The sequence below is a fragment of the Flavobacterium aerium genome, from assembly GCF_030766725.1.
GTDB lineage: Bacteria > Bacteroidota > Bacteroidia > Flavobacteriales > Flavobacteriaceae > Flavobacterium > Flavobacterium aerium.
In genome coordinates this window covers 143,318-155,991 of record NZ_JARQWR010000008.1, presented here as the reverse complement: position 1 = coordinate 155,991, position 12,674 = coordinate 143,318, and the positions used below count along the sequence as shown (strand labels likewise).

At 33.4% G+C, this 12,674-nt stretch carries 13 protein-coding genes; 4 read left to right on the top strand and 9 right to left on the bottom strand.

The genetic code is table 11. The features are described from left to right. Positions 1-63: 63 nt before the first annotated feature. Complete coding sequence (locus P6733_RS12430) at positions 64-498, bottom strand: hypothetical protein (protein ID WP_306353225.1); 435 nt, start codon at positions 496-498, stop codon at positions 64-66. Between the two features lie 60 nt (positions 499-558). Here P6733_RS12430 and P6733_RS12425 point away from each other — a divergent pair, with 60 nt between their 5' ends. Then, complete coding sequence (locus P6733_RS12425; RefSeq protein ID WP_306353224.1) at positions 559-1,020, top strand: hypothetical protein; 462 nt, start codon at positions 559-561, stop codon at positions 1,018-1,020. Positions 1,021-1,089: 69 nt separating this feature from the next. Further along, positions 1,090-1,413 carry a hypothetical protein gene (locus P6733_RS12420; RefSeq protein WP_306353223.1) on the top strand — a complete coding sequence of 108 codons (324 nt, stop codon included), beginning with the start codon at positions 1,090-1,092 and terminating at the stop codon, positions 1,411-1,413. 70 nt (positions 1,414-1,483) lie between these two features. On the opposite strand, the gene P6733_RS12415 is transcribed toward P6733_RS12420, so the two are convergent. The 8 genes from P6733_RS12415 to P6733_RS12380 form a co-directional block, all read right to left on the bottom strand. Further along, the gene (locus tag P6733_RS12415; RefSeq protein ID WP_306353222.1) at positions 1,484-3,892 is read right to left on the bottom strand and encodes a TonB-dependent receptor; all 2,409 of its coding nucleotides are present in this window, start codon (positions 3,890-3,892) and stop codon (positions 1,484-1,486) included. 58 nt (positions 3,893-3,950) lie between these two features. Beyond that, a complete protein-coding gene (locus P6733_RS12410) occupies positions 3,951-5,258 on the bottom strand; it encodes a sensor histidine kinase (RefSeq protein WP_306353221.1) in 1,308 nt (435 codons plus the stop codon). Next, positions 5,227-5,904, bottom strand: a complete 678-nt coding sequence (locus P6733_RS12405; protein ID WP_306353220.1) for a response regulator transcription factor — start codon at positions 5,902-5,904, stop codon at positions 5,227-5,229. The genes P6733_RS12410 and P6733_RS12405 overlap by 32 nt, the downstream gene beginning before the upstream one ends. Positions 5,905-6,029: 125 nt before the next feature. After that, positions 6,030-7,316 (bottom strand): glutamate-1-semialdehyde 2,1-aminomutase, encoded by a 1,287-nt coding sequence (gene hemL, locus P6733_RS12400; RefSeq protein WP_306353219.1) that lies wholly within the window; start codon positions 7,314-7,316, stop codon positions 6,030-6,032. Positions 7,317-7,321: 5 nt separating this feature from the next. Continuing rightward, positions 7,322-8,224, bottom strand: a complete 903-nt coding sequence (locus P6733_RS12395) for a glucosaminidase domain-containing protein (protein ID WP_306353218.1) — start codon at positions 8,222-8,224, stop codon at positions 7,322-7,324. After that, positions 8,217-9,128: a 1-aminocyclopropane-1-carboxylate deaminase/D-cysteine desulfhydrase gene (locus tag P6733_RS12390; RefSeq protein ID WP_306353217.1), complete on the bottom strand. Its 912-nt coding sequence runs from the start codon at positions 9,126-9,128 to the stop codon at positions 8,217-8,219. Before P6733_RS12390 ends, P6733_RS12395 begins: the two co-directional genes overlap by 8 nt. A gap of 201 nt (positions 9,129-9,329) precedes the next feature. Continuing rightward, positions 9,330-9,821, bottom strand: a complete 492-nt coding sequence (locus P6733_RS12385) for a hypothetical protein (RefSeq protein ID WP_306353216.1) — start codon at positions 9,819-9,821, stop codon at positions 9,330-9,332. Between the two features lie 180 nt (positions 9,822-10,001). After that, positions 10,002-10,328: a hypothetical protein gene (locus P6733_RS12380; protein WP_306353215.1), complete on the bottom strand. Its 327-nt coding sequence runs from the start codon at positions 10,326-10,328 to the stop codon at positions 10,002-10,004. A gap of 28 nt (positions 10,329-10,356) precedes the next feature. Between P6733_RS12380 and P6733_RS12375 the strand changes: the two genes are divergently transcribed. Further along, entirely contained in the window at positions 10,357-10,536 is a 180-nt protein-coding gene (locus P6733_RS12375; protein ID WP_306353214.1) for a DUF5522 domain-containing protein, read from the top strand. Positions 10,537-10,635: 99 nt separating this feature from the next. Further along, a complete protein-coding gene (locus P6733_RS12370; protein WP_306353213.1) occupies positions 10,636-12,627 on the top strand; it encodes a urocanate hydratase in 1,992 nt (663 codons plus the stop codon). Positions 12,628-12,674 lie beyond the last annotated feature (47 nt).

Genomic DNA, 12,674 nt, shown 5'->3' with positions numbered 1-12,674 from the left:
ATAGCAATATGATTCTCGACTGGATAATCGAAAATAATAGGCATAGTTATTCTATCGTTTTATTTAGGCCGTAAAGGTTGGTGGATGGAATATTGAAGTTAATTCCAAATGAGTATATAGATTAATATACTTGGTTTCTAATTTTGAATACAAAGCGGTGTTGAAAGAATTGAATTCAAATGGTTTAATATCTTCGATAAACAAGTGTACTGTTTCTACCACAGTGTTTTTCTTATCGGATGAGATTGGTTTTTCATCTTCTGATGCTTTGGCCAATTCTTTCATCAAATGACATTTTCCATTACAAGCCATAGCGGGCTTATCTTTATTCACACATAATACTGTTGCAATATAATCGTAGTTAATGGCGTATTGTAAAACCGGTAGAACTGGTTTCAACAAGATTAACATTGATATGATTACTAGGTATTTTTTCACGGGGCAAAAATACAAATCAAAAACGGAAACAAAGCCTCCGTACGACATTATTTTTGACATAAATTAAACCTTTTCAGGATTTTAATGTCTTATCTCAATAACCTTTAAAAAAAAGAATTTATGAAAAAGTTAGTTATTGCGGCATTAATGGTTGTTAGTTTTACAACATTTGCACAAGAAAAGAATGCTCCTCAAGATCGTAAGAGCAAACCTCAGGTTGAACAATTTACTCCTGAACAAAGAGTTGAATTGCAAGTAAAAAAAATGACCCTTGATTTAGGTCTAAGTGCTTCTCAACAAAAAGATGTTAAAACGCTTTTGCAAGAAGATCAAAAGAACAGAGAGATTCGAATGAATGAGAGAAAAAACAATACAACTTCAGATCAAAAACTTTCTGCAGATGAGCGTTATGCTAAAGCAAGCAAACGTTTAGATGACCAAATTGTTAGAAAAGATAAAATGAAAAAAATCCTTTCTACAGAACAATTTGCTAAATGGGAAAAAGCAAAAGATGATCAAAAAGCAAAATTTGCTCACAGAATGCATAATAAAAAAAGAGATTCAAAAAAAATGGACAAATAATAAATTAATTTTGTATTGTATCATAAATTAATTAGATTTGGACAATAAAATACCAAACTATTTAAACTTATGAAAAAAATAATTGCCATTATCACGTTATTTTTTGCTTTCGCAATTAACGCAAATGCACAGGAAAATAAAGCTGTTGCAAAGGCTGCCCAAGAGAACATAGAACAGTTAGTAAAAATTGTCCCATTGCAAGATCCAATGAAACATGACATTTACCAATTATTCGTTTACAAAAACAGCGATATTATTAATAGCAAACTGTCTAAAGAAAGAATTAATGAGCTTTCTAAAGTTATCGACGCAAAACTAAGAGCTACGTTATCTCAAGAGCAAATGGCAAAATTAGATGCAAAACCTGAAGTATTGAAAAAGTTGACACATTAATATATTAATCCTCTCTCAAAAAAAACTCACCAAATGGTGAGTTTTTTTATTTTATGAATATTCCTGAATTTTAAAACTTATAACTGTATCCTAGTCTAAACACTTGTGTTTCGTAGAAATCTGTACTTCTAATCTGAAATCCATCTCCATCAATTTCTTTCTTAATTCGCATTGAATTTGTAAGGTCACTAACATTCACAAACAATTCTCCTCTTCCTTTTTGAATAATTTTCTTGATTCCTAAATCAATTGAAAATCTCGATTTTATTTTTCCTTGAGGAATAATATCTGAAGTCATATAAACTCCTGTCACTTGGAAATCAATTTGTTTTGGCAATTTGAAAATCTCATTTAGTTTTACATTTCCAGCGTAATTTTTTTGTTCTTTGGCGCTGTAAGAAATTGGTATTGGATATGTATTTTCAATAGTAAATGCATTAATTCTATTTTGATACCCATTTAGGCTCACATTTGTAGTAAACCAACTCGTAACTTCTTGATTTAAGATAATTTCAATCCCAGTATTAAAACCTTTATCCGCATTTTGAGAAATTGAATTTATTACTGTAGTCGTTGGAACATTTGTAAGTATGCGTGTTAATATATCTTGGGTAATTCTATGATAAATACTAGAATATATAGATCCCGTATTCCAATTCATTTTATAGCCTAACTCTAAGGTTTGAGTAAACTGTGGCTTTAATAATGGATTACCTGTTTTCAATATCTCAGGATCGTCATATTTTGGAAATATTCTCAAATCTTGTTCATCAGGTCTATCAACTCTTCTATTGTAAAAGAATGAAATCTTATTGCGATCATTCATCAAATAAGTAAGTCGGAGATTTGGGAAAGGCTGAAAATAAGTATAGCCGTCACTTTTATAGGTATTATGTGTTGGAATTATTTTATAATCGATACTCGCATATTCTAATCTAACTCCTGCTTCTAACTCAAAGTTTTTAGATTCAAATACGTAATTACCATACACTGCAGGGATGAATTCATTATAATCTGCCCAACCATCTGCATCCGTGTCTAACATGGAATTTGCACCGGGAATAAATAACATATCTGTTGCAATATAACGCCAACGAAATTTTGTGCCTAGTTCAATTTTACCATGCTTTAGGGGCTTTACATAATCTACATTAATATCTGTTACATTTTGATCTGCTATAAGCTTAAAGGCGTCATTTCCTTGTATTGTTGGCTTTATGTCGGTCATAAAATACTTTTCATCTTCACGATGGAATGTATAATTAAAATTCACATTTAGTGTCTGACCTGGCTTTTTAAATTTATGTACATAGGTTCCAGATAATCCCAAGGCGGTATTTACTTCATCTTCATAAAATTGCCACAATCTATTTCGAACGGAATAGTCTTCATTAAAATAAGGCAAATCTCCACGATCAATATGGGCTTCTCTATTGTATAATGCTGAAAAACTAAATGTATTATTCTCATTAGGGTATAAGTCTACTCCCATTTTTAGAGTTGTAGCTGTCTGTGTTCTGTTCTCCTGATATTGTTGTCTTACAATTGATCCATCATTATACAAACGATCTGTAAATTCATTCTTATTGAGGGCTTTTTGCGAAAGCAAATCTCCTTGAAAGAACCAATTGGCTTTATCTGTTCTGTAATTTAAGGATAGCGATGGATTATTTTTGGGATTGAGTTTATATTGTGGTCGTATGCTTGGCAAATTTTCCTTTTTAATTCCCAAAGCGCCAATTCCCGAAGTCATTCCTACTTTACCATTAAACCCATTTTGTTTATTTTTTTTGAAAATAATATTGATAATTCCCGCATTTCCATTTGCATCAAATTTTGCAGATGGATTATTTATCACTTCAATTTTTTCAATAGCGGATGCAGGTATATTATCTAATCCTGCTTGACTTCCAAATCCTGTTAATGCAGTCTGTTTTCCATCAATAAGAACCATAACTTTATCGCTTCCTCTTAATTGTACCTTACCGGCCTGATCTACCGTGATACTTGGCAAATTTCGCATAACCTGCAAGGCTGAACCTCCTTGTTGGCTTATGTTCTCTTGAATATTGAAGGTTTTTTTATCCATTTTGGACGATATTTCTTCTGTGCGGGCTTCCACCACCACTTCTTCTAAAGTATTGGCATCTTCTTCTAGTTCGAATTTCCCTAAGTCTAGAAATGAACTTAGCTTTCCGACTAAGATATTCCGACTGTAGGGTTTATATCCTAAGTAAGTAATTGTAAGTTCGTACTCTCCTTGTTGAATTTCTGGAAGCACAAATCGTCCTGCTTCATTAGTAATTGTTCCCGTAACAAATGTATTGCTTTTAGTATTTTTCAATACAACATTTGCGTATGGGAATCCGCTTTTCATTTCTTTATCTATCACTTCACCCGATAGCGTTACTTTTGTATCCTGAGCATGGCTTATCAGTCTAAAAAGCAGAAAAAAGGTAATCAAAATTGTGCGTTTCATCGAAATCTATTTTTTAATTTCAACAAAGCTCGTACACAATTTAGAAGAAATTCTGAATTTAAAAGGTTACGGTAAATTGATGTGTATTATCTATAAAGTTATAGTGTATGTTCCAATGGTATGAATTGCATATTTCTTTCACAATTGCCAGTCCTAAACCGCTACCTACCTTCTCCGTAGTAGCACCAGAAAATCGTCTAAACAAATTTTCTTCTTTCAAAGCGATCTTACCAGAATTAGAAATAATAAGTTTATTTTCGAATAATTCAACTTCAATGGTTCCATGTTCATAGTTGTGTCGGATCGCATTTAAAATCAAGTTATTCATCATAATTTCAATCAAAACTTTATTTCCTGATAAGAGAACATTATCCAACACTTTTACATCCAAATGTATACTCTTATCTTCAAGATATTCTTGTAAAGAAGTAAGATTTTCATGTAAAACCATGCTAATATTTATCTCTTCTTTTTGAGAATATTGCTGATTTTCAATTTTGGAAAGCAATAATAGATTTCTATTGATTCGGGACACTTTCGTAATAACCTTATTTATATCTTCAATAATATTATATTGATCTACCGTTAGGGATTCTGTTTGCAATAACAAATCAATTTTGGATCGAATAATTGCTAAAGGGGTTTGTAGTTCATGAGAGGCATTCTCTGTAAATTCTTTTTGCATACGAAAAGCCGAAATATTTCCTTCAATAAGTTTATTTAAAACAGCATTTAATTCTTCAAACTCAACAATATCGGATTTCTCCAACTCTATATTCTCTAATCCATTCAAATTAAACGCTTTGAGCTTATTCAATGTGCTTTGAAATGGTTTCCATATTTGTGCCGATAATCTTTTGTTTAAAATTAGAAAACCAACAACTAGTAGTACAAAAAAGAAAAATGTAATGATTGCAATAGCGACAATGGTTTCTTCTGTTTCTTCAACATTTGTCTCTACCGTGAGATGGTATATTTTTTCATTCAGATGGATCGATCTGGAAAGGCATCTATAACGATTAATATCTTTTATATCATACGGATTTGGACGTAGTACGATGTAGATTGAATCTTGTTTCTTAACACCGTCTTTAATTTCTACTAAATTAGTTCCAGGTTGTACCTTATTCCATAGTTTTAGACTGTAATCAAGTTCGTTGTCATTTAACTGTAACGCATTTAATTCCTTTTCTATTTTCTGAGCAATCGTTTCATTATGTTCATCCAATTCCCCTAGCCAAATTCGATCTACGATAAAATAATATACGGGAATACTCGCTAATAAAACTAAAAGCGCATATACTGTAAAAATCTTGAAAGGCTTTTGTAATAACTTACTCACTTTCCCATCTATATCCTGTCCCATAAATTGTTTTAAGATACGTCTCGCATCCTGCTTCTGTTAGTTTCTTTTTTAAATTTTTAATGTGGGCATATACAAAATCATAATTATCTAGCATCTCAGCTAGGTCACCTGAAAGATTTTCTGCCAATGTGCTTTTTGAAATTACCCGATTTTTATTTCCTATAAAATAGAGCAACAAATCAAATTCTTTTTTGGTTAATATAACCGTTTTATTATTTACTGAAACTGTTTTAGATAACAAATCGATATGCAATTCATTTTGTTCTATACTATTGGAATTTGAAAATTGTCTTCTTCGAATTACAGAATAGATTCGGGCTGCAAGTTCCGATAAATGAAATGGTTTTGCCAAGTAATCATCTGCTCCAAATTGTAATCCTGTAATTTTATCGTCCAAAGAATCTTTTGCAGAAATTATTATCACCCCGTCTTCTTTGTTTTCTTTCTTTAATGCTGAAAGAATCTTCATACCATCTCCGCCGGGCAACATAATATCCAATAAAATACAATCGTAACTGAATGATTCTATTTTGTGCTGAGCCTGCTGAAACGTGGCCGCAAATTCACAAATATAATTTTCACCTGATAGGTATTCCGCTATACTTTCGGCTAATTCAATTTCGTCTTCAATGATTAATATTTTCATTCAAATAATTAGATAAACATCCGTTTTGATGCACATTAGAAAAACATAAAACTAAGCAATTATTTTAAACAACAAAGCCACAATGGATTGTGGCTTTGTTACTTCTTTTTATTTTTTATAAAATCTTATAGCGTTTTTGCAACTTTATTTACTGCTTCGATTGTGAAATCTAAATCTTCATACGTCAATGCATCCGTTATAAACCATGTTTCGTATGCCGATGGCGCAATATATATTCCTTCTTTCAAAAGTCCGTGAAAGAACTTCTTAAAGCTTTCATTGTCTCCTTTGGCAGCCGTTTGAAAATCAACTACTGCTGCTTCATCAAAATGCACCGAAATCATCGATCCTACTCTATTGATTGTAAAGGTTACATTGTGCTGAGTTAATTTCTCGCGGATTCCTTTTTCTAAATAGGCTGTTTTTTCTTCTAATCTTTTAAAGATTGCCGGATCCTCATCAATCGCTTTCAACATCGCAAGTCCAGCTGCCATAGCCAATGGGTTTCCAGATAATGTTCCTGCTTGATATACGGGTCCTAGTGGTGCTAAATAATTCATGATTTCTGCACGAGCAGCAAAAGCTCCTACTGGTAATCCACCACCAATTACTTTTCCAAAAGTTACAATATCAGCATTGATATTAAATAATTCCTGCGCTCCACCTTTTGCTAAACGGAAGCCTGTCATTACCTCATCAAAGATTAGTAAAATACCATTCTGATCACATAATGTTCGTATCCCTTGAAGAAAACCATCTTGCGGAGGAACACATCCCATATTTCCTGCTACAGGCTCAATGATAATTGCTGCAACTTCATTTTTATTCGCTTCAATAATTTCAGCTACATTCGCCAAATCATTGTAACGGGCTAATAAAGTATCTTTTGCAGTACCAGCTGTTACACCTGGGCTATTTGGAGCACCAAAAGTTACAGCGCCACTTCCGGCTTGAATTAAGAAGGAATCAGAGTGACCGTGATAGCATCCCGAAAACTTAATAATCTTATCTCTTTTTGTATATCCTCTTGCTAAACGCACTGCACTCATACAGGCTTCAGTTCCTGAGTTTACAAATCTTATTTTATCTATTCCGGGTACCATTTTTACAGCCAAAGCTGCAATTTCAGTTTCTAAAGCTGTAGGCATTCCAAAAGAGGTACCCAATTTTGCTTTTTCAATAACAGCATTTACTACAGGTTCATAAGCATGTCCTAATAACATTGGTCCCCATGAATTAATATAATCTACTAATCGGTTTCCATCTTCATCATATAAATAAGCTCCTTTTGCTTCTCTCACAAAAATAGGTGTTCCTCCTACTGCCTTAAAGGCACGAACTGGTGAATTAACTCCTCCTGGGATAACTTTTTCCGCTTCAGCAAATAGCTGACTACTTCTTTGGTATAACATTATATTTATTTAATTTTTAGAACTTGCCCAATGGATATGGCATTGTCTGATATATTATTTTTCGATCTTAATTCGTCTACAGTGATTCCAAATTTTTTGGAAATTGAATACAGTGTTTCTCCTTTTTCAACTCTATATGTTGCATTTGGATCACTCACTTCTGGTGTTGTAGTAGTTGTCGTTACAACTGGTCTGGTTTCTACTGGTTTGGACGTTGGAACAAAATTCCCGCCTAATACTTCTGTATCGTATTGGTGTAAATTGTATCGTTCAATTAATCCAATTAATTTGTCTGGATATTTTGGATCGGTAGCATATCCTGCATTTTTTAAGCCTTTTGCCCAAGCTTGATAATCTCCTTTTGGCAAAGTAAATAGTTTTGAATAACGGCTTCGAGTCGTTAAAAACAAAGCATGATCTTTATATGATTCTGATGGGTCAGTGTATTTTCTAAAGCATTCTTGTAGTGCATCATCATCGTGTTTCACACTATCTCCAGTCCATTCTTTATGACATTTAATACCAAAGTGATTGTTGGCTTTTCTACTCAATGTTCCATTTCCAGCTCCTGATTCTAAAATTCCTTGTGCTAGAATAATACTTGCCGGAATACCATATTCCTTCATATTACTTTGTGCAACACCTTTGTATGAACTGATATATCCTAAAACCAAATCACTGGTTACTGTTGTTCTTGAAGTAGATTCTAATGTTTCTGACGTAGAATTTGAACCTGAATTTGAATTTTTATTTGCTGTAGAATTATTCTTAGTGACTATTGGTCTTTTGGTATTGCGAGTAATTTCCGTTTTAGATTTTGAGTTCCTACTATTCTTAACGGTTGACTTTGTCGATTTGCAGCTTGCAAATAGCGCAATAATAATCAGAAGTGAAATTTTTTTATACATTGACATTTATTATTGGAAGATGTTTTTTTTCTAATTTTTTATTTATTCCTTGTATTCCCTGAAGACCTCCAGTATGGATTGCCATTATTTTTGTCCCTTTTGGAAAATAACCTTTATGTATTAAATCCATAACGCCAAAAAACAGTTTCCCAGTATAAATAGGATCTAAAGGAATATCGTTTTTCTGATATATTTCATTAATAAAAGCAATCAATTCTGTTGTAACCTTACCATATCCACCAAAATGATACTCGGAGATTAGCTCCCATTGTTCATTTTTGGCAAATTTACGAATCTCTTCTTGCAAAAAATCACCTTTCAAGGCTGGAAATCCAAGCACTTTTTGATGTGGTTTTACACTATTTATAATGCCTGCTATTGTTCCTCCTGTTCCAACAGCACAACAAATATAATCAAAATCAGTATCTTCTGCCGTTAGAATCTCCTCACATCCTTTGACCGCTAATGCATTGGTCCCTCCTTCTGGCAATAAATAAAAATCCCCATATTGATCTCGAAGATCCTTCAAAAAAGATGCTTCTGCTTTATTCCTGTATTCTTCTCTAGAAATGAACTGTAATTTCATTCCTTGTTCCTGAGCAAATGATAGCGTAGGGTTTTCACTTATTTTTGAAGACAATTCTTCTCCTCGAATTATCCCAATCGTTTCAATACCATACTTAGAACCTGCTGCTGCTGTAGCAGCAATATGATTTGAAAAAGCACCACCAAAAGTTAATAGTGTATTCTTATTTTCCTGTTCTGCTTGTAGTAAATTGTATTTTAATTTTCGGTATTTATTACCCGAAACAAAAGGATGAATTAAATCTTCCCTCTTAACAGTAAGAGTAACGCCTGCTTCATGAAAATTTATTATTTGGTGCTTTACTTCAATCAAAATCATTGGTTTGTTGCAAAAATAGACTAATTGAATATAATGCTTCCTTAATTTTTTCTCAAAAAAGCAGTTTTAACAGCATTTCTATCCTCTATTTCAAAGGAATATAACCACAATATGTTTCCATCCTTAAATTCTACTCTAGAATCTACTATATCTGTCATATTATGAAAATAAAAAAGCCACTTTAAAAAGTGGCTTTTTTCATTAAATATTCATCTTGTCTTCTTCTTTTATCTTATTGTCTTGCTCTGTCATCATCTTATGATCTGCTTCTATTTTTTTATGATCTTCAATCAGCATTTCATCTTCTTTCTTCATTTCGTCATGGTCTTTTTTAATCTGCTCATCAGTCTCTTTTCCTTCGGCATGTTTTTTCTCTAGTGCATCATGGGCTTTAATGATATTGGTATGTTTCTCAATTAATGCAGCATGGGCAGCTAATAACTTCTCATGTTCCATTTCAATTTTATTATGCGCACTCGTATCAGCTTCTTTTAGTGCTTTATGAGCTTCAGAGAAAGCCATATGTTCCGCTTCCATTTTCGTATGAAGCTCTTCAAGTGTTTTATGCTCTGCTTCCAACTTGGAATGCTCAGCAGCTAATTCTTTTTCTAATTCAGAATTCTTACCATTGCAGGCAATAAATAGCATTGATCCCATCAGACCAATTACTCCTAGTGTTTTCGTTAATTTCATACTATTTATGGTTTAAAATATTGGTTTAGATAAAGTTACTGAAAAATATTCTTACTCATTTAATATCTGAATAGAATTTAAATTATAAACGACACCAATTCAGAATTATATAAAATCCTTATTATTTACCCGTGAAATTAAACGAATGTTCTTTATTCCATTATGCCTCACAATCTCGTTTTAAACATACTTCAAAAAACGCCAAAATGTTCTTCTTTTTAAATAGATTAAGTCCTGTTCTTCACCATAAGCTTCTCGCTCAAAACTAATATTCCGATAGGCCTGATGCCAATTTCTTTTTTGATAATATCGGTATAAAAATTCTATGCCGTACCATAGAAAAAAAGGAACAATCAATAGTTCTATTTGTTGCCGAATATGAATTTTTTCATGATTTATTAATACAGTATCTTCCTTATGTTTTTTCTCACGAACTAGAATAAATGGCCAAAGCGTAAGTCCGCTAAAGCCTTTTGGTGTTAAATATTTAGATACAATTAAAAACATTCAGTCTAAAGTTTATAAATTTGTATGCATGAGCAATCAGGATTCTAAAAACAAATTAACCGAAGGAGAAGATTATTACCTGACTCCTGAGGGATATAAAGTATTTACAGAAAAATTCCATTTAAAAAGAGGGTATTGCTGTAAAAATGGTTGTCGCCATTGCCCTTACGGCTTCGACAAAAATACAAATACTAATAACAAAAAATAATATTTATCGGATGTTTAAAGCCGGGCATTTTATGCCAATACAAAAAACTGTATTACTTTAGCATAATTCCGAATAACGAGGTACTTAATACAAGATAAAATGACATTTCAAGAACAAATTCTAGAAGGTATTCCAAATACTCTTCCACAAGCAAGACCGTATGACCTATCAATAAATCATGCTCCTAAACGCAAAGAAATACTTACTCCAGAAGAAAAGAAACTAGCGCTGAAAAATGCTTTACGTTATTTTGAAGCTGAGCATCATGCTGTTTTAGCGAAGGAATTCATGGAAGAATTGAATACTTATGGTCGTATCTACATGTATCGTTTTCATCCTGATTATAAAATATATGCTCGTCCAATTTCCGAATATCCCGGAAAATCGGAACAAGCAAAAGCTATTATGCTAATGATTCAAAACAATTTGGATCACGCAGTTGCCCAACATCCTCATGAATTAATTACTTATGGCGGTAATGGTGCAGTATTTCAAAACTGGGCACAATATCGTTTAGTAATGAAATATTTGGCAGAAATGACAAATGAGCAAACTTTAGTCATGTATTCCGGTCATCCTATGGGATTGTTCCCTTCTCATGCCGAAGCACCTCGAGTTGTTGTCACTAATGGTATGATGATTCCAAATTATTCTAAACCGGATGATTGGGAAAAATTCAATGCACTAGGTGTTTCACAATATGGCCAAATGACGGCGGGTAGCTATATGTACATTGGTCCACAAGGAATTGTACATGGAACAACTATTACAGTATTGAATGCCGGAAGAAAAATTGCTAAAGATGGTGAAGGACTAGCAGGAAAACTTTTTGTCACTTCAGGTTTAGGTGGTATGAGCGGAGCACAACCTAAAGCCGGTAATATTGCAGGTTGCATTACTGTATGTGCCGAAGTAAATCCAAAAGCAGTTCAAACTAGACATTCACAAGGATGGGTTGATGAAGTAGTTACTGATATCAACGCATTAGTTACACGTGTACGAAAAGCAAAAGCGGATAAAGAAGTTGTTTCCATTGCTTACCAAGGAAATGTGGTAGATGTATGGGAAAAATTTGATACAGAAAATATTTATATCGATTTAGGTAGTGATCAAACTTCACTTCATAATCCATGGGCTGGTGGTTATTATCCAGTAGACATGAGTTTTGAAGCTTCAAATGATATGATGGCGAATAATCCTGAATTGTTTAAAGAAAAAATACAAGAAACATTAAGAAGACATGCATCTGCTGTGAACAGACATACTGCCAAAGGAACTTATTTCTTTGATTATGGTAATGCCTTTTTACTAGAAAGTTCTAGAGCTGGTGCCGATATCATGTCAGAAGATGGTTTACGATTCAGATATTCTAGCTATGTACAAGATATCATGGGCCCTATGTGTTTTGATTATGGTTTTGGTCCTTTCCGTTGGGTTTGTGCTAGTGGAAAACCAGAAGATTTAGCAAAAACGGATGCCATTGCATGCCAAGTATTGGAAACGATTGCTAAAACTGCTCCAAAAGAAATCCAACAACAAATGCAGGATAATATCCAATGGATTAAAGGTGCTCAGGAAAACAAATTAGTGGTAGGATCTCAAGCACGTATTTTATATGCCGATGCTGAAGGTCGTACTAAAATTGCTGAAGCTTTTAACCAAGCAATTGCTGCTGGTGAAATTGGTTACGTTGTATTGGGTAGAGATCACCATGATGTTTCAGGAACGGATTCTCCTTACCGCGAAACTTCAAACATCTATGATGGTTCTAGTTTCACTGCAGACATGGCCATTCATAATGTGATTGGAGACAGTTTTAGAGGTGCTACTTGGGTGAGTATTCACAACGGCGGCGGCGTAGGCTGGGGCGAAGTAATCAACGGTGGTTTTGGTATGGTTCTTGATGGTTCAAAGGAAGCTTCAAGACGTTTAGAATCAATGCTTTTCTGGGATGTAAATAATGGAATTGCACGAAGAAACTGGGCACGAAATGAAGGTGCTATATTTGCCATTAAAAGAGCAATGGAAACGCAACCTTTACTAAAAGTAACCATCCCTACTATAGTAGATGATTCTATTCTAGATTTCTAATATGCATTCTCGTTCACAAAACAACGATCATTAATAAATACAATAAA

Bases quoted from the DNA above. Each gene is read 5' to 3' on its own strand.
- P6733_RS12430 (WP_306353225.1), bottom strand. From the start codon at position 498: ATGTCAAAAATAATGTCGTACGGAGGCTTTGTTTCCGTTTTTGATTTG.
- hemL (WP_306353219.1), bottom strand. From the start codon at position 7,316: ATGTTATACCAAAGAAGTAGTCAGCTATTTGCTGAAGCGGAAAAAGTT.
- P6733_RS12385 (WP_306353216.1), bottom strand. From the start codon at position 9,821: ATGAAATTAACGAAAACACTAGGAGTAATTGGTCTGATGGGATCAATG.
- P6733_RS12425 (WP_306353224.1), top strand. From the start codon at position 559: ATGAAAAAGTTAGTTATTGCGGCATTAATGGTTGTTAGTTTTACAACA.
- P6733_RS12370 (WP_306353213.1), top strand. From the start codon at position 10,636: ATGACATTTCAAGAACAAATTCTAGAAGGTATTCCAAATACTCTTCCA.
- P6733_RS12415 (WP_306353222.1), bottom strand. From the start codon at position 3,892: ATGAAACGCACAATTTTGATTACCTTTTTTCTGCTTTTTAGACTGATA.
- P6733_RS12380 (WP_306353215.1), bottom strand. From the start codon at position 10,328: ATGTTTTTAATTGTATCTAAATATTTAACACCAAAAGGCTTTAGCGGA.
- P6733_RS12405 (WP_306353220.1), bottom strand. From the start codon at position 5,904: ATGAAAATATTAATCATTGAAGACGAAATTGAATTAGCCGAAAGTATA.
- P6733_RS12375 (WP_306353214.1), top strand. From the start codon at position 10,357: ATGAGCAATCAGGATTCTAAAAACAAATTAACCGAAGGAGAAGATTAT.
- P6733_RS12390 (WP_306353217.1), bottom strand. From the start codon at position 9,128: ATGATTTTGATTGAAGTAAAGCACCAAATAATAAATTTTCATGAAGCA.
- P6733_RS12395 (WP_306353218.1), bottom strand. From the start codon at position 8,224: ATGTATAAAAAAATTTCACTTCTGATTATTATTGCGCTATTTGCAAGC.
- P6733_RS12410 (WP_306353221.1), bottom strand. From the start codon at position 5,258: ATGGGACAGGATATAGATGGGAAAGTGAGTAAGTTATTACAAAAGCCT.
- P6733_RS12420 (WP_306353223.1), top strand. From the start codon at position 1,090: ATGAAAAAAATAATTGCCATTATCACGTTATTTTTTGCTTTCGCAATT.